Annotated in this window: 28 protein-coding genes, 1 tRNA gene, 1 other RNA gene and 1 pseudogene; 14 read left to right on the top strand and 17 right to left on the bottom strand. The window is 67.7% G+C overall.

All coding sequences use genetic code 11. The features are described from left to right. Positions 1 to 81 precede the first annotated feature (81 nt). Positions 82 to 2,457: pseudogene (locus E0H73_RS26980) on the bottom strand (DNA polymerase III subunit gamma and tau); the annotation flags it as partial. 102 nt (positions 2,458 to 2,559) lie between these two features. Between E0H73_RS26980 and E0H73_RS26975 the strand changes: the two are divergent. Genes E0H73_RS26975 through E0H73_RS26965 form a run of 3 tightly spaced genes read left to right on the top strand, consistent with a single transcriptional unit; the run spans position 2,560 to position 3,989 of the window. Continuing rightward, positions 2,560 to 2,883, top strand: a complete 324-nt coding sequence (locus E0H73_RS26975) for a hypothetical protein (protein ID WP_131361372.1) — start codon at positions 2,560 to 2,562, stop codon at positions 2,881 to 2,883. Positions 2,884 to 2,891: 8 nt separating this feature from the next. Next, positions 2,892 to 3,149: a hypothetical protein gene (locus E0H73_RS26970; protein ID WP_131361370.1), complete on the top strand. Its 258-nt coding sequence runs from the start codon at positions 2,892 to 2,894 to the stop codon at positions 3,147 to 3,149. A gap of 15 nt (positions 3,150 to 3,164) precedes the next feature. Beyond that, on the top strand, positions 3,165 to 3,989 hold the full coding sequence (locus tag E0H73_RS26965) for a nucleotidyltransferase domain-containing protein (protein WP_131361369.1): 825 nt from the start codon (positions 3,165 to 3,167) through the stop codon (positions 3,987 to 3,989). On the opposite strand, the gene E0H73_RS26960 is transcribed toward E0H73_RS26965, so the two are convergent. Continuing rightward, on the bottom strand, positions 3,974 to 5,602 hold the full coding sequence (locus E0H73_RS26960) for a long-chain fatty acid--CoA ligase (RefSeq protein WP_165555833.1): 1,629 nt from the start codon (positions 5,600 to 5,602) through the stop codon (positions 3,974 to 3,976). The two genes, E0H73_RS26965 and E0H73_RS26960, sit on opposite strands and share 16 nt — an antisense overlap. Before the next feature lie 96 nt (positions 5,603 to 5,698). Between E0H73_RS26960 and E0H73_RS26955 the strand changes: the two genes are divergently transcribed. Genes E0H73_RS26955 through E0H73_RS26940 form a run of 4 tightly spaced genes read left to right on the top strand, consistent with a single transcriptional unit; the run spans position 5,699 to position 8,304 of the window. After that, positions 5,699 to 6,562 (top strand): N-acyl homoserine lactonase family protein, encoded by an 864-nt coding sequence (locus tag E0H73_RS26955; RefSeq protein ID WP_238164282.1) that lies wholly within the window; start codon positions 5,699 to 5,701, stop codon positions 6,560 to 6,562. Further along, positions 6,559 to 7,026, top strand: a complete 468-nt coding sequence (locus tag E0H73_RS26950) for a MarR family winged helix-turn-helix transcriptional regulator (RefSeq protein WP_131361366.1) — start codon at positions 6,559 to 6,561, stop codon at positions 7,024 to 7,026. The genes E0H73_RS26955 and E0H73_RS26950 overlap by 4 nt, the downstream gene beginning before the upstream one ends. Further along, a complete protein-coding gene (locus E0H73_RS26945) occupies positions 7,026 to 7,433 on the top strand; it encodes an SRPBCC family protein (protein WP_131361364.1) in 408 nt (135 codons plus the stop codon). The genes E0H73_RS26950 and E0H73_RS26945 overlap by 1 nt, the downstream gene beginning before the upstream one ends. Positions 7,434 to 7,443: 10 nt before the next feature. Continuing rightward, positions 7,444 to 8,304 carry an alpha/beta fold hydrolase gene (locus E0H73_RS26940; protein WP_131361362.1) on the top strand — a complete coding sequence of 287 codons (861 nt, stop codon included), beginning with the start codon at positions 7,444 to 7,446 and terminating at the stop codon, positions 8,302 to 8,304. A gap of 274 nt (positions 8,305 to 8,578) precedes the next feature. On the opposite strand, the gene nadE is transcribed toward E0H73_RS26940, so the two are convergent. After that, positions 8,579 to 9,394, bottom strand: coding sequence for an ammonia-dependent NAD(+) synthetase (nadE, locus tag E0H73_RS26935; protein WP_131361360.1), 816 nt, complete (start codon positions 9,392 to 9,394; stop codon positions 8,579 to 8,581). A 49-nt stretch (positions 9,395 to 9,443) separates the two neighbouring features. After that, an RNA gene (gene ffs / locus E0H73_RS26930) (signal recognition particle sRNA small type) lies at positions 9,444 to 9,540 on the bottom strand. Between the two features lie 106 nt (positions 9,541 to 9,646). On the opposite strand from ffs, the gene E0H73_RS26925 reads away from it, so the two are divergent. Continuing rightward, positions 9,647 to 10,462, top strand: coding sequence for a TIGR03620 family F420-dependent LLM class oxidoreductase (locus E0H73_RS26925; protein WP_202867581.1), 816 nt, complete (start codon positions 9,647 to 9,649; stop codon positions 10,460 to 10,462). Here the strand turns inward: E0H73_RS26925 and E0H73_RS26920 are convergent. The 4 genes from E0H73_RS26920 to E0H73_RS26905 all read right to left on the bottom strand — a co-directional run bounded on the left by E0H73_RS26920 (position 10,439) and on the right by E0H73_RS26905 (position 13,091). Then, on the bottom strand, positions 10,439 to 11,425 hold the full coding sequence (locus tag E0H73_RS26920) for a GNAT family N-acetyltransferase (RefSeq protein ID WP_131361358.1): 987 nt from the start codon (positions 11,423 to 11,425) through the stop codon (positions 10,439 to 10,441). The two genes, E0H73_RS26925 and E0H73_RS26920, sit on opposite strands and share 24 nt — an antisense overlap. Further along, complete coding sequence (locus E0H73_RS26915; protein ID WP_131361356.1) at positions 11,422 to 12,045, bottom strand: CatB-related O-acetyltransferase; 624 nt, start codon at positions 12,043 to 12,045, stop codon at positions 11,422 to 11,424. The genes E0H73_RS26920 and E0H73_RS26915 overlap by 4 nt, the downstream gene beginning before the upstream one ends. A gap of 120 nt (positions 12,046 to 12,165) precedes the next feature. Further along, complete coding sequence (locus E0H73_RS26910) at positions 12,166 to 12,573, bottom strand: hypothetical protein (RefSeq protein WP_131361354.1); 408 nt, start codon at positions 12,571 to 12,573, stop codon at positions 12,166 to 12,168. Next, positions 12,570 to 13,091 carry an RNA polymerase sigma factor gene (locus tag E0H73_RS26905; protein WP_202867580.1) on the bottom strand — a complete coding sequence of 174 codons (522 nt, stop codon included), beginning with the start codon at positions 13,089 to 13,091 and terminating at the stop codon, positions 12,570 to 12,572. Before E0H73_RS26905 ends, E0H73_RS26910 begins: the two co-directional genes overlap by 4 nt. Before the next feature lie 100 nt (positions 13,092 to 13,191). Here E0H73_RS26905 and E0H73_RS26900 point away from each other — a divergent pair. Both E0H73_RS26900 and E0H73_RS26895 read left to right on the top strand, forming a co-directional pair. Then, positions 13,192 to 13,279: transfer RNA gene (locus E0H73_RS26900), tRNA-Ser, on the top strand. A gap of 265 nt (positions 13,280 to 13,544) precedes the next feature. After that, on the top strand, positions 13,545 to 13,838 hold the full coding sequence (locus tag E0H73_RS26895; RefSeq protein ID WP_131361353.1) for a DUF1330 domain-containing protein: 294 nt from the start codon (positions 13,545 to 13,547) through the stop codon (positions 13,836 to 13,838). A 91-nt stretch (positions 13,839 to 13,929) separates the two neighbouring features. Here the strand turns inward: E0H73_RS26895 and E0H73_RS26890 are convergent, their stop codons facing one another. Then, the gene (locus E0H73_RS26890; protein ID WP_131361351.1) at positions 13,930 to 14,439 is read right to left on the bottom strand and encodes a DinB family protein; all 510 of its coding nucleotides are present in this window, start codon (positions 14,437 to 14,439) and stop codon (positions 13,930 to 13,932) included. Between the two features lie 62 nt (positions 14,440 to 14,501). On the opposite strand from E0H73_RS26890, the gene E0H73_RS26885 reads away from it, so the two are divergent. After that, positions 14,502 to 14,948: a tetratricopeptide repeat protein gene (locus E0H73_RS26885; protein WP_165555832.1), complete on the top strand. Its 447-nt coding sequence runs from the start codon at positions 14,502 to 14,504 to the stop codon at positions 14,946 to 14,948. Between the two features lie 11 nt (positions 14,949 to 14,959). Here the strand turns inward: E0H73_RS26885 and E0H73_RS26880 are convergent, their stop codons facing one another. Beyond that, positions 14,960 to 16,531 carry a hypothetical protein gene (locus E0H73_RS26880; protein ID WP_131361347.1) on the bottom strand — a complete coding sequence of 524 codons (1,572 nt, stop codon included), beginning with the start codon at positions 16,529 to 16,531 and terminating at the stop codon, positions 14,960 to 14,962. Positions 16,532 to 16,696: 165 nt separating this feature from the next. Between E0H73_RS26880 and E0H73_RS26875 the strand changes: the two genes are divergently transcribed. Continuing rightward, on the top strand, positions 16,697 to 17,320 hold the full coding sequence (locus tag E0H73_RS26875; protein WP_131361346.1) for a hypothetical protein: 624 nt from the start codon (positions 16,697 to 16,699) through the stop codon (positions 17,318 to 17,320). Positions 17,321 to 17,349: 29 nt separating this feature from the next. Here the strand turns inward: E0H73_RS26875 and E0H73_RS26870 are convergent, their stop codons facing one another. Continuing rightward, entirely contained in the window at positions 17,350 to 17,886 is a 537-nt protein-coding gene (locus E0H73_RS26870) for an AAA family ATPase (RefSeq protein ID WP_238164281.1), read from the bottom strand. Between E0H73_RS26870 and E0H73_RS26865 the strand changes: the two genes are divergently transcribed. Next, positions 17,885 to 18,616: a nucleotidyltransferase family protein gene (locus tag E0H73_RS26865; protein ID WP_131361343.1), complete on the top strand. Its 732-nt coding sequence runs from the start codon at positions 17,885 to 17,887 to the stop codon at positions 18,614 to 18,616. The two genes, E0H73_RS26870 and E0H73_RS26865, sit on opposite strands and share 2 nt — an antisense overlap. Continuing rightward, a complete protein-coding gene (locus E0H73_RS26860) occupies positions 18,609 to 19,355 on the top strand; it encodes a class I SAM-dependent methyltransferase (RefSeq protein WP_131361341.1) in 747 nt (248 codons plus the stop codon). Before E0H73_RS26865 ends, E0H73_RS26860 begins: the two co-directional genes overlap by 8 nt. Here the strand turns inward: E0H73_RS26860 and E0H73_RS26855 are convergent. From E0H73_RS26855 to E0H73_RS26830, 6 genes are all read right to left on the bottom strand, one after another. Next, the gene (locus E0H73_RS26855; protein ID WP_131361339.1) at positions 19,352 to 20,149 is read right to left on the bottom strand and encodes a DUF899 domain-containing protein; all 798 of its coding nucleotides are present in this window, start codon (positions 20,147 to 20,149) and stop codon (positions 19,352 to 19,354) included. The genes E0H73_RS26860 and E0H73_RS26855 overlap by 4 nt on opposite strands. Positions 20,150 to 20,195: 46 nt before the next feature. Further along, positions 20,196 to 20,882 carry a hypothetical protein gene (locus tag E0H73_RS26850; RefSeq protein ID WP_131361337.1) on the bottom strand — a complete coding sequence of 229 codons (687 nt, stop codon included), beginning with the start codon at positions 20,880 to 20,882 and terminating at the stop codon, positions 20,196 to 20,198. A gap of 62 nt (positions 20,883 to 20,944) precedes the next feature. Continuing rightward, on the bottom strand, positions 20,945 to 21,412 hold the full coding sequence (locus E0H73_RS26845) for a hypothetical protein (RefSeq protein WP_131361335.1): 468 nt from the start codon (positions 21,410 to 21,412) through the stop codon (positions 20,945 to 20,947). Between the two features lie 30 nt (positions 21,413 to 21,442). Continuing rightward, entirely contained in the window at positions 21,443 to 22,324 is an 882-nt protein-coding gene (locus E0H73_RS26840) for a class I SAM-dependent methyltransferase (protein WP_131361333.1), read from the bottom strand. Between the two features lie 42 nt (positions 22,325 to 22,366). Continuing rightward, positions 22,367 to 23,038 (bottom strand): response regulator, encoded by a 672-nt coding sequence (locus tag E0H73_RS26835; protein ID WP_131361331.1) that lies wholly within the window; start codon positions 23,036 to 23,038, stop codon positions 22,367 to 22,369. Then, a complete protein-coding gene (locus tag E0H73_RS26830; protein WP_238164280.1) occupies positions 23,035 to 23,829 on the bottom strand; it encodes a sensor histidine kinase in 795 nt (264 codons plus the stop codon). Before E0H73_RS26830 ends, E0H73_RS26835 begins: the two co-directional genes overlap by 4 nt. Positions 23,830 to 23,924: the final 95 nt, after the last annotated feature.

The following is a 23,924-nucleotide window of genomic DNA, read 5'->3' as shown; positions in this document are numbered from 1 at the left end:
CCCCGACCCACCCGCCGGCGCATCCCGAGAAGACCCCTGAGACCCACCACCGGCAGCAGTCCCTGCACCGGGCCCGCTGCCTGCCCCCGCGGCGCCTGAGCCGGTCGGGGTTGTATCTGCTCCGCTGGCTGCGGTCCCATCGGAACCTGATGCGAGACCACCTGCACCTGAGCCACCCGGCCCGCCTACCCCGGCCGCACTAGCCGAGCCGGGTCCACCCGCCGCTCCGTCTGGTCCAGGCCAACCGCCCGAGGCAGAACCACCAGCCGAGGCACTTCCACTGGCCGAGGTGGTTCCATCAGCTGACGCGGGTCCACCAGCTGACCCGGGTCCACCAACTGACGCGGGTCCTCCGGCTGATGCGGGTCCGCCAGCCGAAGTGGGGTCGCCGCTCGGACCGGTTACCGGCGCAGGCCCAGTGCGCGGGCTGCTCGCACCGCCTGCGGGGGTGGTTGCACCGCCGCCAGACTGCGGGCCGCTTGGGCGCGGTGAGGCTGGTTGGTGGCCGCCGCCTGCGCCTGGGTCGGTGGATGGGTCTACTACTGCTTCTATGCGACGGTTCAGGCCGATGGTGTCGATCATCGCTTGGCGGAGGATCTCGTCACTGCCAGACCGCGCGAAGCTCTCACGAGCGCCCGCGTTGACCAGGCCGAGCGTCAGAGTCTGGTCGTCGATGGCGATGACCTGCGCGTTCTGACTCAACATGATCCAGGCGAACCGGCGCTTGGCCTTCACAGCCTCCAGCACCTCAGGCCACAACCGCCGGATGTCGGCGAGACCCACGGCTCCACCTGCCGGCGCACCCGCCGCACTTGCACCCGTCGACGCCGCAGCTGCCGACGCCGAGGCGGCCGGGGCTGAGGTTGCCGGAGCCGAGGCTGCTGGAGCAGAGTTTGCTGGCGCGGACGCCGCCGACGCCGACGCCGAGCTTCCCGACGATGCTGCGAGTTGACCCGCAGACGTTGGCTCTTGTCCCCAGGCACCCTTCCGGCTCGCTGGGTCACCAACTGCCGCATCCGCAGTCGCCCCGCCGGACGGCGTACCACTCGAAGTCTCCCCACCACCCGACGCCGGTCCGCCACCGGCCACGGCTCGGGCTGCCGCACGACTGGCCGACGCATTCGCAGGCGCCTCCGCGGACGCCGGTGACGCCACCGGCGCAGACTGCGTACCCGCCGCACCGGACGGCGCGGGCGTCGCACCGGAGGGCGCGGGTGGAGCGGACTCCGGCGTACCAATAGGCACACCGATCGTCAGGCGGCGTTCCATCCGGTCCAAGCGAGCCTGGATGCCGTTGGTGGAGTCGTCGGCGCCAGGGAGCAGCACCTTCGCGCAGATCAGCTCGAGCTGAAGTCGGGGAGCCGTAGCACCACGCATCTCGAGCAGGCCAGCCGCGACGATGTCAGCCGCCCGGGTGAGCTCGGCCGCGCCGATCCCCGCGGCCTGCGTCTGCAGCCGCTCGCCCTGGTCCTCGGCAGCCTCGATCAGGCCGGAGGCGACCGCGTTCGGCACGGCGGACAGTACGACGAGGTCGCGCAGCCGCCGGAGCAGATCCTCGGCGAACCGCTTCGGGTCCTGCCCGGTCTCGATGACCTTCTCGATCGTCTCGAACACGGCCCTGCTGTCGTGCGCCGCGAACCCATCCACACACGCGTCCAGCAACGAGTCCGGCGTGAACCCGAGCAGCGCAACGGCCAACGCATAAGTCACGCCGTCCGGACCAGCACCACCGATCAACTGGTCAAGCACACTCAGCGAGTCACGCACCGAACCCGCGCCCGCGCGCACGACCAGCGGCAGCGCGGCCGACTCGATCGCCACGCCCTCGGACTCGCACAACAAGGCCATGTAGTCGCCGAGCGCCTTCGGCGGGACCAGTCGGAACGGATAATGGTGGGTCCGGGACCGGATCGTCCCGATCACCTTGTCCGGCTCGGTGGTGGCGAAGATGAACTTGAGGTGCGGCGGCGGCTCCTCGACCAGCTTCAGCAGGGCGTTGAAGCCCTGCGTGGTCACCATGTGCGCCTCGTCGATGATGTAGATCTTGTAGCGGCTCTCGACCGGCGCGAAGAACGCCCGCTCGCGCAGGTCGCGCGCGTCGTCGACACCACCGTGCGACGCGGCGTCGATCTCGATCACGTCGATGCTGCCGGGACCGCCGCGGGCCAGGTCGGTGCAGGACTTGCAGACCCCGCACGGCTCGGCGATCGGGCCCTTCTCGCAGTTGATCGCGCGGGCCAGGATCCGGGCGCTGGTGGTCTTGCCGCAGCCGCGCGGCCCGGAGAACAGGTACGCGTGGTTGACCCGGTTGTTGCTCAGCGCGTTCCGCAGCGGCGCGGTGACATGGTCCTGACCGATCACCTCGGAGAACGTCTCCGGGCGATACCGGCGGTACAACGCAAGGGGTGCTTCCACGCCCGCAACCCTAGCGCCGCCGCCCGACAATTCCTCCCCCACGCCGTGCCGCCGCGAACTTCGGTCCGGCAACGCGCGTCCTACCGCTCACAATCGCACAACCTGGGGGAACCGATGAAGGGACAACGGACAGGGGTCCAGGTGATGAGCGGGCATGTTGTGATCGGATCCGGGCTCTACACGCTCCACTACCCGGTCTTCGACGGCCAGGACCGGCCGTACGAAGTCATCATCGACCGGGTCGGCGGCGGCTGGGACCGCTTCGTCGGTCTCACCAGCTCACGCCCTGTCGCCTCCGAGCCGGCCAACGCGACCCAGCGCCTGTACGGTCTGCGCGACGACGGCACGCTGTACCGCTGGACCATCACGGGTACGACGTACCGCGCGGCGTCGTACCCGGGCTTCGCCGGTGTGAAGGCCATGAAGCTGCTCAGCCGGACGTCGACGTACGACACCACATCCCGCTGACCACACCGATGCGTCCTGTGCTGAAGGTGGTCCGCAGCTCAACCTGGCAGGGATTCGAGACGCTGATGGCCAGCCGCTGCGGTCAGTACGGCACGCTCCTGCTCGGCATCGACAAGGACACCGGGTCCGGTTACCTGTACGCCGTCGGTCACGCGAACGGCACCGCCACTGTGATCCAGAGCATCGGCAAGGTCCCGGGCACCCTGGCCGACACCGTCGCGTTCCGCTGGGCGCAACAGGGCGAGCAGCCGCTCTTCGGTGAGTGAGCCTACGATCCGAAGATGACGACTGGGGACGAGCAGCAGCAGGCGGTCATCAAGCGAGCAGGCACCGAGTTGCCTGCGGACGAACGGATCCTGGCGGTCTACCTGGTCGGAAGCTACGGCACCGGCCAGGCGGACCGCTTCAGCGACGTCGACGTGCACTGCGTCGTCACCGACGAGAGCGTCGGCTGGTTCGAGGACAACTGGCTCGAGCCGATGACCACGCTGGCCGGGCCGACCGTCTGGGCGGATCGCATCCCCGGCCTCGTCGGCGGACTGGGCATCACACCCGACTGGCTGCATGTCGATCTCGTCATCCACCCGCTCGGGTCGTTCGATCGCATGCAGTACGACGGGGTGCGGGTGCTGTTCGACCGGGACGGCACGCTCTTCCCGGACGGCGATATCCCAGCAAAAGAAGGGCGTCCCGGTACGCCGTACTGGCCGACCGGTCCGGTCCACCTCTACTTCTACTTCCTGGGAAACCTGGTCACCGTCCTCGGCCGGGACGAACGCATCGTCGGCAACCAGGGCGTCGGCGCGGTCCGCGATCAGCTGATCAACCTGATGCTGGCCGAGCGCGGAGTACGCCGTACCGGTGGGGCCAAACGCCTCAACGCGTTGCTGTCCGACGAGCAACGCGCCGCGCTGGAGGCGATCCCGCCGGCGGGATCCGATCCTGCCGAGATCATCGCGGCCAACCAGTACATCTGCCGGCAGTTCATCGAGCGCGGCACCGCGCTGGCGAAGGTCACCGGCGAGGACTGGCCGACCGAGTTCGTCGACGCGACCCTGGCGCACCTCCGCAACCACTTCGGCGTCGAGTTCTACTCCTCAAGGTGATAGTCGGCGAAGCGCGTCCTTAGGTCCTTCTTGGAGAACTTGCCGACCGACGTCTTCGGGACCTCGTCGATGAACTCGACCGCGTCCGGGAGCCACCACTTGGCAACCTGCGGGCGAAGGTACTCGAGGATCTCGTCGCCGGTGACGGTGGCGCCTTCCTGCAGGACCACGCAGGCCAGCGGACGTTCGTCCCACTTGGGATGACGTACGCCGATGACCGCCGCCTCCTTGACGTCGGGGTGAGCCATCAGCAGGTTCTCCAGCTCGACCGAGCTGATCCACTCACCGCCCGACTTGACCAGGTCCTTGGTGCGGTCGACCAGACGAACCGAGCCGAACTTGTCGACGGCGGCGACGTCACCGGTCTTCATCCAGCCGTCCTCCGTGGTCAGCTGGACCGGCTCGTCGGGCTGGTAGTACTCGGCGGCGATCCACGGCCCGCGGACCTGCAGCTCGCCGGTGGCCTCGTCGTCCCACGGCAGCGGCGTGATCGACCCCGGCTCGACGATCCGCACCTGGACACCAGGCAGCGGCAGCCCCTGCCGCGAACGCAGATGCGCCTGCTCGTCCTCAGCCAGATCCTTGTTCCGGGCCGGCACGTGCGAGGCCGTCGCCACCGGGCTGGTCTCGGTCATCCCCCACGCCTGCAGAATCGGCCGGCCGAGCTTCTCCCGGAACGCCTCGGACAACGCGAGCGGTACGGCGGACCCACCGCACGGGATCCGGCGGAGCTTGGGAAGCTCGACGCCATCCAGCAACGGCAGCAAGCCCTGCCAGATCGTCGGCACGCCGGCCGACAACGTGACCTCTTGTTCTTGCAGCAACTTGAGGATCCCCTGCGGAGTCATGTCCGGCCCCGGGAAGACCAGGCTCGCCCCGGCCATCGGCGCCGCGTGCGCGAGACCCCACGCGTTCGCGTGGAACATCGGCACGACGGGCATCACCGTGTCCGTCTCATCCAGGCCGATCCCGGCGTTCGTCAGTACGCCGATCGAGTGCAGCCAGGTGGACCGGTGCGAATACACCACGCCCTTCGGATTGCCCGTCGTACCACTCGTGTAACACATCGCGGCGGCCTGGTTCTCGTCCTCGACGTGGAACTCGACCGGCTGGGCCGCGGCCAGCAGCTCCTCGTAGTCGCGGAACCGCGGGTCGTCAGGCACCTCCACTCCGGCCGCGCCGGCGGGCAGATCGTCCATCACCACGACGTGCCGGACCAGCGGCAGGCGGTCGAGGAGCGGCAGGAAGAGCCCGAGCAGGGACCGGTCGACGAACACGACCTCGTCCTCGGCATGGTTCGCGATGTAGACGACCTGGTCGGGGAAGAGCCTGATGTTCAGCGTGTGCAGGACGCGGCCGGTGCAGGGCGCGGCGAAGTACAGCTCGAGGTGACGGCCGGAGTTCCAGGCGAAGGTGCCCACCCGTCCGTCCGCGCTGATGCCGAGCGTGTCGAGGACGCCGCCCAGCCGTCTGGTCCGGTCGGCCCACTCGCCGTACGTGAGCTTCGCCGGCGCCGGACCGCCGGTATAGACGGTCTTGTCCGGGTAGAACTGCTCGGCCCGGAGAAAGATGCTGTCCAAGGACAGCTGGAAGTTCTGCATCAGACCCTTCATGCAGACACTGTGCCAGCGATGCTGTCACCTTGGCCACGATCCTGCGGGTGTTGCGAGACAGTTGACACGACATACATGTCGTGTAATCTATTGCTCGTGACGACAATCGACCGGGTGTCCGTGGTGAGCACAGGCACCGTCAAGATCCGGCCCGAACATGTCGGACCGACGACCAAGAACCTCTATGTCTGGCTCGCGACCTCACGAGAGTGGACGCAGCCCCGGCCCATCAACGCGTACGTCGTGCAGCACGCCGATGGGCTCGTGCTGTTCGACACCGGGCAGGACCGCGCGTCCGTGACCGATCCCGGGTACTTCCCCGGCGGCCTCAACGGCGTGGTGTACGACCGGCTGGCGCAGTTCGAGATCGGTCCGGAGCAGACGCTGACCCGGCAGCTAGCCGCGATCGGGTACGACATCCGCGACGTCCACACCGCGGTCCTGTCCCACCTGCACCAGGACCACATCGGCGGCCTGCCCGAGCTCGCGCACGCCCGTATCGTGATCAGCGAACCCGAGTGGACCTCGATGCGCCGACCGCTCGCCGCCGCCCGCGGTTTCCTCCGCTCCCACATCGAGCTGCCCGGTCTGCGCTGGGACCTAGTCCGGCCCGAACCACTCGGCGACTCCACGATCGAGCCGTTCAGCGTCGGGCACGACCTGTTCGGTGACGGCAGCCTGGTCCTGCTGCCGACGCCCGGTCACACGCCGGGATCCCTTTCCTTGCTGGTCCGTCGCCCCGATGGGCCGTCGCTGTTGATGGTCGGCGATCTCACGTACGACGCCGATCTACTTGCTGCCGGTGAGATCCCCGGAGTCGGGTCCAGGTCCGCGCTCCGGCATACCGTTGCCCAGGTCAACGAATTGCGGGCGCTGCACCCGGACCTCGTCGTACTGGCCGCCCATGACCCGGCGGCGGCCGGGCTGCTCGCGCAGGCTGTTGGGGCAGGGGCGCAGTGAAGGCGGCGGAGGAACTGCGGTACCTGATCCTCGCGATCCAGCGCGAGGGCAACCGACTGCTGGCCGCGGAACTGCGGCCGCTCGGCGTCACCCCTTCACAGGCCGAGGTGCTGCGGGTGCTGCGCGACCACGGGCCGCTCACCCTCAGCGCCCTCGGCGGGCTGTTGGTCTGCGAGACGGGCAACAGTCCGAGCCGCCTGGTGGATCGACTGGTCGCGCAAGGGCTTGTCCAACGCGACACGGATCCGTCGGACCGGCGCTATCTCGCCCTCAGCCTGACCTCCGAGGGTCGCAAGCTCAGCCAACGGATCGTCGCAGCCGAAAACGTTCTACACAAGGCGATCGACGATTTGGTCGCTGATCAACCCGTCTCCGAAACCATCCAAACGCTGCGGGTCCTGGCCGGCGCCTTCCCCGCCGGCGAGGCCCTCGCCCGCCGCCGCGCAGCAGAACAGGACACCTGATGGAACAAGCAACCCTCCCCATCCCAGCCGACCGATCCGCGATCCGCGCCGTCCTCCTGGACGTGCTCGCACTGCCCGCGTGGAACGAGGCGTTCGTCTCCCTCTCCGGCCCATCGGTGCCTGCCGTCGGAACGCCGTACGCGCTTCAGGTGCGCCCCGGGCTCAGCGGCCGACTGCAGTACGCCGCAATCGAGCCGAACCGCATCGAGATCCACTGGCACGTCCCCGGCTTCCGCGAAACCGGCGTCTGGACGATCGGCCCCGACCTGGTCACCCACACCTTCATACAGTCCGGCCCGCTGGCTGCCGTGCTGAAACCCGCCTACCGCGGAATCGCCCAGGTCCGCCTGGACCGCCTGGCAGCTCGTGTCCAGCAACTCCTGACACGGCAGGCTGGTCGAGCCTAATCTTGCGGGCATGCTCATCGAGGTTCGTGGTACCAGGCTGTACGTCGACCGACGCGGCCCCGAGGACGCACCGCCTCTGCTCTTCCTGCACGGCGGTCCGGGCTCCGGCTCCTACGACTTCATGTCGTTCCAGGGTGACCGGCTCGCCGAGCAACTCCACGTCGTCGGCGTCGACCAGCGCGGCGTACAGCAATCCGATCCCCTCACCGGACCGGTCACCGAACACGACCTGATCGCCGACTTCGAGGCACTCCGCGAGACGCTCGGCCTGGAGCAGTGGTCGATCCTCGGGCATTCGTACGGCGGCCGCCTGGCCGTCCGGTACGCGGTCATGCATCCCGAGGTCGTCACCAAGGTCATGTTCGAGAACCCAGGCTGGGCCATGGTCCTTGCCACCGACACCTTGCTGAGGGCTGCGCAGCCTTTGCTCCCCGGCGTAGAGATCCCGCCCCATACCGGACCCGCGACCAAACAGATGTGGGACGAACGCATCGCCCTCCTCGGCGGCCTCGGCGACCGCCGCATGGAGATCTACCTCGGCCCCGACACGAAGACCCTCGCCCTCCCGTCCGAGACCGAACTCCCCGAAGAAATCCAATCCCGCGCCGCCCGCTTCTCCGACGAAATCACCCGTACCGCGGACTTCGCCGAATCACCCCTGCCACTCTTCGCGAAGATCACCCAACCGGCGCTCCTGGTCAAAGGCGAACACGACCCGGCGACCAGCCCCGAAGAGATCGCCCGCTTCCAGTCGGACGTCCCACACAGCACGTATTACTTCGCCTCAGGCGCCGGCCACTTCGTCCACGCAGAACAACCAGAACTCTTCACCAAACTCATCACCAACTTCGTGCTCGCCCCGGTCGACTGATCCCCCATCCACCGGAGCACACCGCACCCACCGCCGGACCCCGATCCACGGCTGCCAGCCACACCACACCTCTCGTCCACCGCGACCACACCCACCCAAGGGGCCCCGATCCACAGCTGCTCGAGGATCCAGCGGCCGGGGTCACCACACCGCAGTCGAACGCGGCGGTAGCTGCAACACACCGGGCGGGTGGGAGCGACCGCGAGCACGCGACGACAGGAGCGCGCGTAGCGGCCGCGTGGGGTCGACCACTTCCCCCGTCGACCACATCCGTTTACACAGCGATCGGCTGAGCCCGTTTGTGCGCAGTACGCCGATGGGTCGCGATGATCGTCGCCGCCGCCTTCTCGTCGATCTCGCGGCCTTCGAGGAAGTCGTCGATCTCGTCGTACGTCACCCCGAGCACCGCCTCATCCGGCAACCCCGGATTGTTGGTCTCGAGGTCCGCCGTCGGCACCTTCCCGGTGATCTCCGGCCCAGCACCGAGCCGCGCCCCAACCTCACGCACCCGCCGCTTAGTCAGCCCAGACAACGGCGTCAAGTCGCAAGCCCCATCGCCGTACTTCGTGAAGAACCCCATCACCGCCTCGGCAGCATGATCGGTCCCCACCACCAAACCACCACGAGCCCCAGCCACGACGTACTGCGCGATCATCCGCTGCCGGGCCTTCACGTTCCCGATGTGGAAGTCCTCGCGATCCCCGAGCCCGGAGTGCCGGACTGAGTCGACCATCGCGTCGGTGGCCGGCTTGATGTTGACCACGAGGGTCTCGTCGGGCTTGATGAACTCGAGCGACCGCTGCGCATCGTCCTCGTCGGCCTGGACGCCGTACGGGAGCCGCATCGCCACGAACGTCGCCTGACCGCCTTCGGCGCGGATGCGCTCGACCGCGAGCTGGGAGAGGCGGCCGCCCACGGCAGAGTCGACGCCGCCGCTGATGGCGAGCACGTACGACGTGGCGCCGGTGAGCCGGAGGCGGTCGGCGAGGAACTCGACCCGGCGCTCGATCTCGGTGTCCGGGTCGAACGACGGGGTCACGCCGAGTTCGGCGATGATCAGTTCCTGCAGGTAGCGGCGTTCGTCGCTCATCGGGCTCCCTCACGGTCAGGTTCGGCCTGACCAGCCTAAAGGGCCCGGACATGAGGATTCCCCGCGCACCCGGAAGAGCTCACTTACCCTTGCTGCCTTCCGGCCCTGGGGGAGTTGGGCGAGATACCGCCACGCGGGGAACCGACCAAGAGTGTACGGGATGCCGACGGCCAACCGGGAATCGGTCCGCACGGGCAACGCTCTGAGCGAACACGGTAGCTACCGGGACCGGGCGAGGATCAAGCTGACTGAGTGACGAATCATCAATTCGGTCCTTTCGGAATCACCACCGGCCTGACCAGCAGCCCGGAGTCGTTGGCGGCGGCGCAGGCTGCCGAGGAGCTCGGGTACCCCGCGATCTGGCTGTCCGGCGGCCCGCTGCCGGGGCTGCAGACCATCGCCGACCTGATCGGCGCAACCCACTCGATCAAGTTCGTCAGCGGGATTCTCTCCGTCGACAAATACAGTGCCGCGGACGTCAGTACGGCGTACGCCTCGCTCGAGAAGTCCGCCCCGGGACGCTTCATCGTCGGGCTCGGAGGTGCGCACGGTCCCAAGCCGCTGGCGAAGATCAACGCGTTCCTCGACGAGGTCGCCGTACCGGAAGATCGTCGGCTGCTCGCAGCACTCGGCCCACGCATGCTCGAGCTGACCCGCGACCGCTCCGCCGGCGCGTACCCGTTCCTGGTCAACGCCGCGTACTCCGCCGAGGCGCGCAAGGTGCTCGGGCCGGAGAAGCTGCTCGCGGTCAGCCACCTCGTCGTTCTGGAGACCGACGCCGACAAGGCCAGGGCGATCGCGCGGAACACGATCAGCTTCTTCCCACAGATCCCCGGGTACGCCGCCTCTCTCAAGCGGCAAGGGTTCAGCGAGAAGGATCAGACCGAGCTGCCCGATCACATGGTCGACGCACTTGCCGCGTGGGGTACGCCGGCGGATATCAAGGCCAAGTTGACCGAGCACCTGGACGCCGGCGCCGACCACGTGACCGTCAACGTCATCACCGGCGTAACCGGTCCGCAGCCGGTGGAGCAATGGAGGACGCTAGCCACCACGCTGCTTGCGTAGCAGAGTCGGGATCCAGTGGTCGCCGTACCTGGCCCGCAGGTCCGGCAGCTTCCAGTCGTCGCCGGTGACGACACCTCGGCACAGCGGTGATCCGCAGCTGCACTGCAGTTCGTACTCCACGCCGGTCGAGGTGCCGTAGTCGCTCGTTACCTCGTCGCCCGCCGCGATGTCCCGGCGGGCCTCGAGCGTGACGGCATCGACCCACCACGTGTTCGGGTCGCAGCTGTGGTTGCCGTACGCAATCACCGGTCGGGGATCGTTGCTCAGCACAAGGTGTTCGTCGTCGTCGATCGTGATGGTGTCGACCGGCGGGTTCTTCAGGAGTTCTCGCAGTTGCGCGGTCGTCACCCGGCGACCGGACAGCTGACCGACAACGGTGCCCTGGGCAATCGGCTTCGTTGCGAACAGCCCCTTTCCGGCGACTGACGAGTCGCGCACCTCCAAGTCAGGGTGCGCCCAGGTCAGCTGCTTCTCGTACAGCCGCGCCGTCGTCTCCAGCTTGTCGTACCGGTACGGCCGCTCCTCACCGGTCGGCTCGAACCCCTGCCGCAGCCAGAACGCGGTCGCGACATGCGCGTTCGTCGCCACGATCGCCAGCCGCAGGGTCCTCACCTCCGGCCAGGACGTCACGACGTACCGCTGGATCAGGTCGTACGTCGCCCTGCCGAGACCGAGCCCCTGATGGTTCCAATGGACCTCGAGGAGGCCGATGTAGGCGGTGTGGTCGTTCGGAAATCCCCTGAGCAGGTCGGCGACGGCGACGAGCCGGCCGTCCTGGAACGTCCCGAGCACGACCTTCGCGTCCTCGGCCAGCCCGTCGGGCCGCATCATCAGCAGACTCTGCGCATCCGCCGGTCCAGGCGGATAGCCCGTGACCCGCTCGGTGTAGCCGGGATCCGATTCGATCAAATCCTGCAGCGCGTCAACGTCCTCGACCGCGATCGGCCGCAGTACCAGGTTCACCGCTCCAACTCCTCGATGCTGCCGGCCATGATCGCCCGGAGGTTCGCCGTGATCCGCTCGACCGGCCAGTCCCACCAGGCGATCGCCAGCAGCCGGGCGACGTCCTCGTCGGAGAACCGGCGTCGGATCAGCTTCGCCGGGTTCCCTCCCACGATCCCGTACGGCGGTACGTCGTCGACCACGACCGCTCCGGACGCGATGATCGCGCCATCGCCGATCGTCACCCCAGGCATCACCAGACTGCGGTATCCGAACCACACGTCGTTGCTGACCACTGTGTCGCCACGACCGGGCAGTCCTGTGATCAGGTCGAAGTGCTCCGCCCAAGCGCCACCCATGATCGGGAACGGGAACGTCGACGGTCCGTCCATCCGGTGGTTGGCGCCGTTCATGATGAAAGTCGTGCCCTCGCCGAGCGCGCAGTACTTGCCGATCCGCAGCCGCTCGGGTCCGTAGTGGTAGAGAACGTTGTTCGTCTCGAACCCGGCCGGATCCCGCGGATCGTCGTAGTACGAGTAGTCGCCCACGTCGATCAGCGGCGACTTCACCACCGCCTTCAGCAGCACGACCCGCTCGGCCTCGGGCATCGGATGTACGACTTTCGGATCCGGTGCATCCATGCTCCCGACCCTAGATGAGGAGCCCCACCACCAGCAGCACAATTAGCACGCCGGCGACCAGCAGGGCCGCTCGTCTGCTGCCGAGATGCTTCATCGCGATCCCCAGTGGACCGATCGGTTTCATCGCTTCTCCCATCGCTTCTTCGTGTGGTGGGTGATGGCGAGGAACAGCAGTGCGAGAACGACGACCGGCGTACCGAGCAGACCGCGGCCGGCCAGGGCGAGGCCGATGGCCAGGACGGCCGCTGATCCGACGGCGATCCAGCCGGCGATCACGCGGTCGCGGGCGAACAGATGCCCGCGCCGGCGCAAGACCTGCGCGGCTCGTGCGATTGTCAGCAATCCGACGATCATCACGGCGGCGAACCCGATATGTGTCCGCACCGGAAGTCCGTCTTCGGTCAGCCAGAGCGTCCCGACCAGCCCGACGACCGCGCTTGCGCCGAAGAGCTGGACCAGCGAGCGGACCCTCCTGCGCAGGGAGAGCGCGTCCTGCAGGCCGGCGATCGTTTCCTCGGCGGAGATCATGAGTCCGCTCCTTCTGTGGCCACTCCACGCAGCAGCCGCCGCGCTCGATGCAGCCGCGACTTCACCGTCCCCATGGGTACGGCGAGGACCTCGGCGCACTCCTCGAGGCTCAGGTCCTCCAGGTGAAACAGCACGAGTACCTCCCGCTCCAGCATCGGGACCCGGTCGACCAGCCTCATCACGTCCACACTTCCGACCACCTGGTCCGCCGGGTCCGGTTCGTCGTACGAGGGTGTCTGCGGCTGGTCGGCGTACTTGTCCCTGAGTTGGTTGACCACGCTGCGGCGGGCGATCGTGAACAGCCACGCAGCGAACCGCTCCGGTTCCTTCAGCCGCGGCAGCCCGCGTACGACGGCCAGCCAGACCTCCTGCGAGACGTCGTCGGCCGCGTCGTCGCGACCGAGCATGCGCCGTACGAACCGCCACATCGACTCATGCCAGCCCCGCACCAGCTCGGCCACCGCGTCCCGCTCCCCCAGCTGAGCCCGCACCACCACCGCCACCCACTGCCGCTCCACCCCCACCTCCTCTCTCACCCGACACAGTCGTCCGGCACCGCCCCAAGGTTCACGCCCCCGATTTTCCGAAACCCTCGCCGCTCGCGTATCCTCTCCGCTTGGAGGATTCGCCTAGAGGCCTAGGGCGCACGCTTGGAAAGCGTGTTGGGGGCAACCCCTCACGAGTTCGAATCTCGTATCCTCCGCCAGTCTCCAGAGTGAAGAAACCGCAGGTCAGAACACGGTTTCGGGCTCTGGAAGGGCAGACAACAGCCGGGGCGGCTCCCGCATCTGGGAGCCGCCCCGGCGTCGTTCCGTCTCGTTCCCTCCATGCCGACGCCAGGACCCCCGCCGCGCCGTCCTCGTCATCGGGGACCACCCATGACTCCCATAGCAGCGCGAGAGGCGCTGGGTAGGATCAACCTGAATTGTGAAGTTCGAAGTCAGATAGTTCCGACGAGCGTTGGAGGTTCTGTGGCAAAGGGCTACTGGGTCAGTGTGTACCGCACCATTTCAGACCCTGAGAAGCTGGCTGCCTACAACGAGCTGGCCGCTCCGGCCGTCCGGGCTGCGGGCGGGCGGACCCTCATCCGTGGCGGGCGGGTCGTCGCGCACGACGCCGGGATCGCCGAGCGCGCTGTCCTGGTCGAGTTCGACAGCTTTGAACAGGCCATCGCGGCACACGCGAGCGAGGCCTACCAGGAGGCGCTGGTCGCCCTGTCTGACGGCGTCGAGCGCGACTTCCGCATCGTCGAAGGCATCGACTGACCGAGGAGCACTGTCACCAGATGCCAGGCCGCATTCCCGCTCAGTTGTTCCTTGGGCGCGCGACCGCCGGTGTGCAGGCAGGCACGGACTGCTAGGTGCCGACGGTGCCGTCTGTTGCTTCGCGCAACAGGTCTAGGTGGCCACAGTGGCGGGCGGTTTCCTCGATCATGTGGATCATTGCGAAGCGCAGGGTGAAGTCCATGTCCTGCCCGCGGGCGGAATCGTCGAGATCGGCGTCCGTGATCGCGCGTCGAGACTTCTCGCACTCTCGGACGTAGTCGTCGACGATCGCAGCCAGAGTGTCGCCGGGCTCGATCCGGAAATTACCGTGCAGATCGTCGTCCGGCCACGGCCACTCCACGTCAAGGTTCGCGAAGTCGATGCTGAACCAGAACCGCTCCGTCCCAGCCAGGTGCTTCACCACGGTCGCCGGCGTCAGGCTCGACGGCGAAACCACGGCTGTGAACGCCTGCTCATCCGTCAGTCCAGCCACCTTGTTGACCACAGTGGCGCGGTAGAAGTCGAGCATGCTCTCCAACATCGCCCGCTCGGACCCACGCGAGATCGGACGATTACGCGCAATCGGAATCACGTCAGCCATACCGCACAGGCTACGCAGCCATCCCGCTCACCCAGCCCATGTGCAGTGATATGAAGACCAGCATGACCATCCCGCCCGAGTCGGCCGCGTACGCAACTGTTCGCGAGGGGATTGCCCTTCGCGAACAGGGACGCTCGCCGGAGGCGAAGGCCCTGATGGAGGCCCTGGTCGCTGAGGTTGACAGCGGAGACGATGCGTTCGCCAAGATCTTCCTGGCTCACTCGCTGGCCGACGTCCAGGAGAACCCCGAAGACGAGCTCGCCTGGGACCTCCGAGCGCTCACTCTGATGGATGAGTTGACCGACCAACGAGCCATCGAGCGAGGTAATCCCGGCGGCAAGAACGCCCTCCTCCCGTCCCTCCATCTGAACCTGGCCGTGGACTATCAACGCCTCGGCGATGAGACCAACGCTCGTCGGCACTTCGAACTCGGCAAAGCGCATCTGGATGCGCTTGCGGACGATGCGTACGGCGACAGCATCCGCAGCGCGTTCGCCGAGGGCATCTGACGCACCTCGGTTCAGCGCAGGCGAGCGCCGGTGCGCGCGGCCCAGTTCAGGTACGCCGTCGAGAACATCGGGACCACCTCAGGCGCCGGATTGTTGACCGCCAACCGCTCGGCGGCGGCGCGGACCAGCGCCAGGGTGTCGCCGAACGACGCCACGCCGAGCCAGGACGGAATGATCGTCTCGTACGCCGGGTTGGACAACGGCCCGCTGCCGTCCACATTCGTGGTGACCGTCGGCCTGCCGTCCGGTCCGATGACCAGGACTCGTTGGCTGAACGTGCGGCACAGCTGAGTCATGTCGTCCCTGGTCACGCCGATGCGCGCCCGGTAGGCGGCCGCAGCCATCGTGATGCTGACATGCGCGTGTGAGACATCCTCCTGCTGGCGCGCGGGTCCGTGTACCGGGAAGTTGTCGGAGAGGTCGTCTGCCCGCGTCCAGCCGGACCACAGCCATCCGTTGGTCCGGTAGTAGTGCCACGTGGCGGTGCCGTCGGTCTGCCGGGTGACGTCGCCGACAAAGTCACGGACCAGCTCGGTCGCCCGCCGGCGGTGCTTGTCCCGGCCGGCCAGCGTCAGCTCGAGGTACGCCCGCGCCGGCGAGGTGGCGTAGTTGTGCGGCAGGTCGACGCCGTCGAAGTTGTTCGGCACGTCGCGCAGGTAGATGTAATAGCCGCCACCCTGACCGGACAGCCGGTACTCCTCATCGTGGACGGCGAGAGCTTGTTCCGCCGCGTCCAAGTATTCCTGAGCTTTGTCCCGGTACCGGCGTACCGATCGCAACCGAGGAGTCGTCGCCACGATGCGCCCGAACCACGCCAGCGGGTACGCCGCCTGGCCGGAGTGCACCGACGAGTGGAAGTACGCCGAGTGCATCGTGTCGACCAGCGGCGCCGGATCACCCGCGGCGTCCGGCGACGGCCGCAGGTCCTTGGCCGTCAGCAGATCGACCCGGCCGTCGAAGGCCGCGTTGATCCGGCGTACGGCGAAGTCCGCCGTGGCGGGGTCCATCGTCAGGTTGTCGTACGTCCGGCCGACGTGCCTGTCACGGTGGTACGTCGTGATCTTGAAAGTGCCCGGATTGGTGCCGGCGGACGCGGTGACGTCGAGGCTCTCCGCGAACGTCCACGCGGTCCGGAGCCGCAGCGACGGCCGGCCCTGCGCGTCGGCGAGCACCAACTCGCCCGCGGAGTACGGCCAGTAGATCCGCCACGCAGGCAGCGACAGGCCGCGCCAGTCGCTCACGCCGCGCACGGAGTCGCGGGTGGCGAGCATGTGATCGGCGTGGTCGATCGTCTTGTCGAGGTAGTACCGGTCCCGGTAGGCCTCCCACATGAGTAGATAGGACTGCAGGACGTACGCCTCGCCCCAGCCGACGGCACCGCGGTCCTCGTTGAGTTCGTCCTTGCGGCCGTTGCCGTTGTTGAAGCCCAGGTCGAGCGCGTCGAACTTGGCTCGGGTCGTCCACTCCTCTGCGTCGGCACTGACGGCGCGCGCAGTGCCGGCCGACAACCTCCAGCCGAGCACTCCGAGTCCGGCGGCGCCGAGCAACGTACGGCGGTGGACCCCAGCAGCGTGATTCTCCATCGGGCAAACCTCCTGATCAGGGCGGTGATCGGATTTCGGTCATGACCGTAATTCAGCAAACAGTATCCTAAAGAAGGCGGCGGCGCGAGAGTTCGGCGTTGTGACAGGCGCCGGCGAGGACTCTTGCGCGCGAGAAGTGACCGCGCGATGCGCGACCATACCGGGATGAGATCGACCTATGGTGTGCTCGCGCTCGGCGGTCTGCTGGTCGTCATCGCGGGACCGGCAATGAGCAATCCCTACCGTTTCGTCGGTCTTGGCGACCTGCTCTGGCTGTGGTGCCTGCTGGCCGTCGCCGGGTTCGTCCTGCTGAGCGTCGCGGGCGCGCGCTTGGCGATCGCCGTACGTGGCATCCGTCGCTGGCTGCTGGCGTTCTGTGCCGGCGGTACGGCGCTGGCGGCCCTCGCGGGCCTTGCCTGGGCCGGCCTCACCGCGCTGTTGGTCGATCAGTCGAATGTGCAGAGAGTCGCGACCGTTTCGCCTGATGGCCGGTTTGCCGTCGTTCTGTACTACGCGGACCGCCGATCAGCCGGCTCGCCCGATCGGCCGGACGGCCTGTACTTGCAGACGACAGAGGGGTTCTTCAGCAAGCGATCGTATGTTGGCTGCTTGCCCGACAGCGGCGTGCATCGGCTGAACTCGGTACGGTTCGCTGATGCGAGCACCATCGTTGTCCGCCAAGAGGGCAGTGAAGGCAGCAGGGAACGATCGGTGTCCTTCGATCCGGTCACTGTCCGCGTCGGCTCGCCCATGGGCGACAGTTGCCCGGGAGCCCTCTACACCGGTTGACGCGACCGAGCTCTCAACCGGCCGCGATGTCAACTCACGCGAGCTCGGTGGTGGGCTTCGGCGATGATGCGGTCGGCGGTCTGGGTGGGCGTGAGCGCTGAGGTGTCGAACCACCAGCCGGTGTCGCCGAACTCGCGGTGCATGTCAGCTTCGAGAGCGTCGTACCCGTCGAAATCAAACCGCTCGGCAGGATCCCTGATCTCGTTGCGATGCCGGCAGACCTCGATGCCCGGCGTGAGGACGATGAACAGAAGCTGGCGAGGCGAGAGCAGGTCCAGGAAGAAGTCGAGCTTCGCGCGGGACGGGATCATCGCGTCGATCAGCGGCGTGAAGCCGGCGTCGACGAAGTTGTTCGCCAGCGCGCACAGGTTGCGATGCAACAGTTCCACCTGGCGCGCGGCCTCGTCGGCAGGCTCACCCAAGGCCCAGACGAACCCGTTCACGATCAGCTGGTTGACCTCATCGCCGCCAAGCCGAGCCGACCGCGGCAACCGCTCGGCAACCAGCCGGGTAACAGTCGACTTCCCAGCGCCAGGCATCCCCGTCACGAGCACCACACCATGCATGCCCGGCATCGTGCCAAAGCCCTACCACCCGAGCAATCTTGTCGGTGGCGGGTGGCAGTGTCGGCACATGGATGGTGGATGGTCGGATGCGCTTCGGGGGCTTGCAGTGCGGCTGGCGGGGACCGATGTGGAGTGGATGCTGGTCGGCAGCGCGGCGACCGCACTCCACGGCGCTGCGATTGAGCCTGGTGACCTCGACGTTGCAGTGTCAACGGCCGTCGGCGTCCGGACGGCGGCGACCGTACTGCCGAGCCGGACAGATCGATCGAGCCCAACTGATCCCATCTGGTTCAGCAGCCTGGCGGAACCGACGCTGTCATTCGTCGACCCTGCTGGTGGCCGATGGACCTTCGGCCGGTGGACACTGGCCAGGTTCAGGGTTGAGTTGGCGCACATCGACAGTCCGGCGCCGACAGATCTGCTGGTCGAAACTCCCGCCGCAGCAGTGTGGGACGAGCGGTTGGTCATCGACTGGAAGGGGACACAGATCCCCGTCGTACCCGTTGAGGTTCAGCTCGCGACCATGATCTTCCGCGACCAACCCGACAGATTGCAGGCAACTCTCGCGGCCGTCGACCCGGCATCGCTGGACGCCGACCTGCTGCGTCGAGCACTCGCAGGTCGAGAGACAGGAGGCACACCTCTCAAAGTCCCGGACGTACTTCGCGAGCGACTAGCAAACTCAGGTGCGGCAGACGCCGGGACGGTGAAGACTTCGAGGCATGGTTGAGCGGGGGTTGAGTTTTGGGGGTGCGGCTGCGGCGTACGAGCGGTTCCGGACGGGGTATCCGGATGAGCTCGTGGACCAGGTGCTGGAGTACGCCGGTTGGCCGGTGAGGACCGCGTTGGAGATCGGGGCAGGGACCGGAAAGGCCACCCGGGTGTTTGCCGCGAAGGGGATCGCGGTGACGGCCACAGAGCCGGATGCGGCGATGCTGGAGGAGTTGCAGAAGCACGTGCCGTCGAGTGTCACCGCGGTGCAGAGCGCGTTCGAGGATCTCCCGCTGACTTCGACGTTCGACCTGGTCTTCGCGGCGGCGTCACTGCATTGGACCGACCCGACCGATCGCTGGACGCGTGTGGCTGCGCTGCTCAACCCTGGCGGGATCTTCGCGTCCTTCAACCAACCGCTCTACCTCGCGGACAGGGATCTCGACGAGGCTGTCCTCGTCGCCAGGTCGGAGTTCGTGGCGGACGACGGCATTCCGTCACGTAGTGGCACCGCGGAGGAGTGGCCGGGGACGGAACTGCTTCGCTCAAACCGATTCACGGACGTACGCCGGACCTCCATCGAACGGCGTACAACGTTGACCGCAGCGGGCTACATCGGCCACCTGTCGACGCTCTCGGCGTACCTGCTGCTCCCCACGACGACCCGGGAGCAGGTCTTCGAGCGGATCGCCGCGGTGCTCCCCGACGAGGTGACCCTGATCTCCGACCTGACGCTCCACCTGGCGAGACGGTCCTAGACGTCGTACTCGTCCGGGACTCGCATGTTGGGTCCGCCGACCTGGAGGCCGAGCGGCTCGGCTCGCCCGGCCGGTTCCTCCCACTCCTCCTGGCGGCCCAGGACGGTGAGGTCGAGGTAGCGGTAGCCGTTGTGGAACTCCTCGATCCCGCGGCCGTACGTCGAATAGGTGTGGAAGACCTCGTCATCAACCCGCAGGAACGCGCTGATGCCCGGCATCTCCATACCGCGCCAGTCCTCGGTCCACGGTCCGTCCGACAGCGGCGCACCTGACTCGGCGATCTCTGCCATCTCGGCTTCGGTGCGGAACTGCAACACCACCGGCGCGATCCGGTCGTCGAGCGTGGTGTGGAAGTCGTAGTTGAAGTCACTGCCGTACGACGAGTACCACGGGAACGACCAGCCCATCCGCTCCCGGTAGGCGGCGAGCTTCGCGTACGGCGCTCGCGAGACCGCAACGAGCGTCGTGTTGCGCACCTGCAACTGCCGCAGCTTGCCGATCCCGTCCGCGGCGGAGGAACAACTCGTGCAGCCCGTGTCCCAGTCCGGATCGAACATGAAGTGGTGCATCACCAACTGCTGCCGGCCCGCGAACAGCTCGAGCAGCCCGACCGTTCCCTCCGGCCCCTCGAACACGTACTTCTTGTCGATCCGGACCATCGGCAACCTGCGGCGATCCGCGTTGAGCCGATCCCGCGCCCGCGTCAGTTCCTTCTCCTTGGCGAGCAGTTCCCGCCGGGCCGCGAACCATTCCTCCGGCGACACGACCTCGGGCAGGTTGCCGATCTTGGTCATCCCGAACCTCCCAACAGATTCCTTCCGGTACCCATCGGGCGGATCTTCAGCGGGATGCGCGGGCCCAGACCGTGGTCACCCGAGTGATGAGCGCCGGATCCACCTTGGCCGGGGCAGGGCTCGGGGCGATGAACTTACCGCCGGTAACCTGCCCGATCCAGGTGATGTCGAAGGTTTCCGGGTCGTCGCTCACCGCCAGGTCGATCGGGTTCGCTGCCGGCAGCTCGGCCATCGCCTTGAGGGTCGTAGCGAGCTCGGCATCGGCGATGTCCCTGGCAATGGTCAGGTTGGCCGACTCCGGTCCGACCTGTACCTCGGTCACGCGGGCGAGATCGGCGACGGCCGCGTGGATGCGGTACTCCGCGCCCGCGTCGAAGAGTGAGCCCCGGAAGACCGGTCGGCCGAGTTTCCCGACGTACTGCGACGGTCTCCTGATCAGCTGGACCGACAGGTACGAGTCCCAGACCTTGCGCAGGCTCGCGATCGCGGCGACGTACCCGGCGCGATCCTTGACGGTGACGGTCTCCGGTTTCGCCACGCCGTCGTCGTCGCGGAGGTCGATCCGTGTGACGCCGGGGATCTTCACCAGCGGCCCGATCAGCGTCCGGATCTGCGGAGTGAACGCCTTGGCGAAGTCCGCCAAAGGCGCCCGGACCAGTCCCCAGCCGAGCTCGAGCCTCTGAAACCGCTCAGCCGTCACGAGCGTCGGCAGGCTCGTGAGCAGCGCGTCCAACTCGATGTCCGCCGCCGCGAAGTAGATGCCGGCCAGCCGGTCCGGTCCCTGGATGTACCCGGTCAGCCCCGGGTACTTCGCCTGAAGGTCGCCGCAGACGCCGGCGCCGTCATGATCAAACCCGACGGTCCGTACGTCGACGCCGTCGCCCGGCCGTCCTTGCGCAGCCAGAGCACCCGCTGCAGATCGGGATCCCGCACCGCCCTCGGCGACGGCGAGAACCGGGCCCGGAAGTCGTCGATGGCCAGCTCGATGCTGTTGTAGTAGTCATCGTCGTGCCGGTCGAACTCACGCTTGACCTTGTCGACCAGCGCGGCGATGTCCTGGTCCGGCCGCCGCTTCGCCGAGGTCAGGACGATCAGCTCGTCGTTGCCGTCGGCCACGACCTCGACCTTCTCCACACCGTCGAGGCCGCGCAGCCACTCGAGCCGATCGGCCGCCGCCTCCTCAGGAGCCTTGGCGCACGCCGTCAGCAGCCCCACTACGGCGCCGCCGGCCAGGGTCCCGAAGGCACGATGGCTGAGACGCATGCCGCGATTCTCTCCGCGGCACGGGTCAACTCACTCGCCGTTCCAGGCGGCCAGGACGCGCATGGAGCCGCTGGTGACCCGGATCTTGCGGTCGCGCAGGGCCTTGAGGCGTTCCACCGGTGGGACCACGCGGGAGACCGGGTTCAGGAGTTCGCGGACGCGGGTGCCGATGAACGGCAGGGCGTAGTACTGGTAGGCGCTGTCGACGCTGCGGACCGTGTAGCCGGTGCGGTTCAGCAGGGTGGTGATCGTGCCCGGGTCGTAGTAGCTGACGTGCTCCGGGATCTTGTACGAGACCCAGCGGGAGCCGGAGACGCGGGACAGCAGGCTCTTGATGTTCGGGGTGACCATGACGACCAGACCGCCGGGGCGGAGCAGCTTGCCGGCTTGGCGGAGGAAGTCGGACGGCTCGGTCAGGTGCTCGATCAGGTGCGACCCGAAGATCACGTCGTACTTCTGGTCCTGGATCTCGGGGACCTCCTCGAGCAGACCGAGGAACACGCGGTCCGGGTGGCGCTTCGCGGCCCACTCGACGGCCATCGGCGAGAGGTCGATCCCGTACGCGTCGTACCCGGCCTCTTCCGCGGCCTGCAGGAAGTAGCCGTACCCGCAGCCGACCTCGAGGATCCGGCCGCTCGGGATGAACTCACCGATCCGGCGGACGTCCTCACGGAACGTCGCCAGGTACTCCTCTTCCTGGTCCTCGTACTCCGAGTAGCCGGTCCCTGCTTCGCCGTCGAAGTACGTGTCGCCCTCGTAGAGCGCCCGCAGGGTCTCGGGCGTCGGCGTGGGCACGAGTTGCACGAGCCCGCAGGCAGGGCACTCCTCGATCCCGTAGCCGCCCTTCTCCCCCCGCCGCTTGAACGGCCCCTTCTCGGCACACAGAATGCAGACGCTCGGTCCGTCGCTCATCAACCAATTCCCCTTAGTCCCAAACCCCAGTGCAGACCGTCGTCAGGTCGAGGCTCCGGGGGCCACCAGACCCGTTTCGTACGCGAGTACGACGGCCTGGGCGCGATCACGGAGTGACAACTTGGCGAAGATCCTGGCGACGTGAGTCTTCACTGTCGCCTCGCTGAGGGTCAACTCGGTGGCGAGCTCGGCGTTGGACAGGCCGTGTCCCATCAGCGTCAGTACTTCGAGCTCCCGCGGCGTGAGCGCGGCCAGGTCACGATGTACGGCGGGTGGCGTCGAGACTGAATCTCCGGTCGCGAACCGCTCGACCAGCCGTCGCGTGATCGAGGGCGCGAGCAGGGCATCGCCGGTGTTGACGAGCCGCACAGCGGCCGCGAGGTGCTCGGGCGTGACGTCCTTCAGTAGGAAGCCGCTGGCTCCCGCGGCCAGAGCGGCGTACACGTAGCGGTCCAGGTCGAACGTGGTCAGGATCAGCACGCGGCAGTCCGGCGACTCGGCGAGGATGCGCCGGGTCGCCTCCAGCCCGTCCATCGACGGCATCCGGATGTCCATCAAGACAACGTCAGGCTGGAGCCGCCGGACCGCATCGATGGCCTCGCCACCGTCGGCCGCCTCACCGGCGACCTCGATGCCCCGCGCGGTCAGGATCATCCGGAACCCGGTCCGCACCAGAGCCTGATCGTCCGCGATCACCACCCGCGGCGCGCTCACGGCCGCTCCAACGGGATCTTGGCCCGCACGCGGAACCCACCACCGAGCCGACGCCGCGCATCGAGGTCGCCGCCGTACACCGCGACCCGCTGGCGCAGTCCGAGCAGCCCACGCCCCTCGCCGTCCGGGCCGGGTGGACGTCCGCCGGAGAGCACGCTCGGCCCGGAGTTCAGGATCTCGATCCGCAGCGCGTGGTCGGCGTACCGGACTGTCACCTGTGCCTGCACTCCGTCGCCGTGCTTGAGCGCGTTCGTCAGCGCCTCCTGGATGATCCGGTACGCCGTGACGTCGACGCCGGCCGGGAGTGGTCGCGGCTCCCCGGAGATCCGTACGTCGACCGGCAGTCCGGCGAACGCGATCCGGTCGATCAAGGGACTTAGGCGGCTCAGACTCGGCTGCGGGGACAGCTTCTCGTCCTCGCCGTCGGCCGACGGCGCGAGCAGACCGAGCAGGTGCCGGAGCTCCTTCATCGTGTCGCGCCCCGCCGCCTCGACCGCCAGTAACGCGGCTTCGGCATCGGCCGGCTCGGTCGCGAGCACATGGCGGGCGGCACCGGCTTGGATCACCATCACGCTCACGTTGTGGCTGACGATGTCGTGCAGGTCCTGGGCGATCCGGGCTCGTTCGGCGTCGACCGCATTCTTTGCTGCCGTCTCCCGCTCGCGTTCGAGCAACCAGCCTCGTTCCTCGAGCGCCCGGGCGTGCGCCCGCTGGGCCCGGACCAGCGCGACCGCGAGTGTTCCGGCAGCGAGCAGCGCCACCGCAACCGCGACTACCAGCCAGAGGATCACGGGACCACTGTCCCAGTGGCGGTCCGGGTTCCGCATCATCCGCAGGCGTACATCTGCAGGATGACCCGCCGCGGACGTTACCTCCGCAGGCTGAC

The sequence above is a fragment of the Kribbella pittospori genome, assembly GCF_004331465.1.
Lineage (GTDB): Bacteria > Actinomycetota > Actinomycetes > Propionibacteriales > Kribbellaceae > Kribbella > Kribbella pittospori.
The sequence above is the reverse complement of the archived record's forward strand: the minus strand, read 5'-3'. Positions and strand labels throughout refer to the sequence as shown.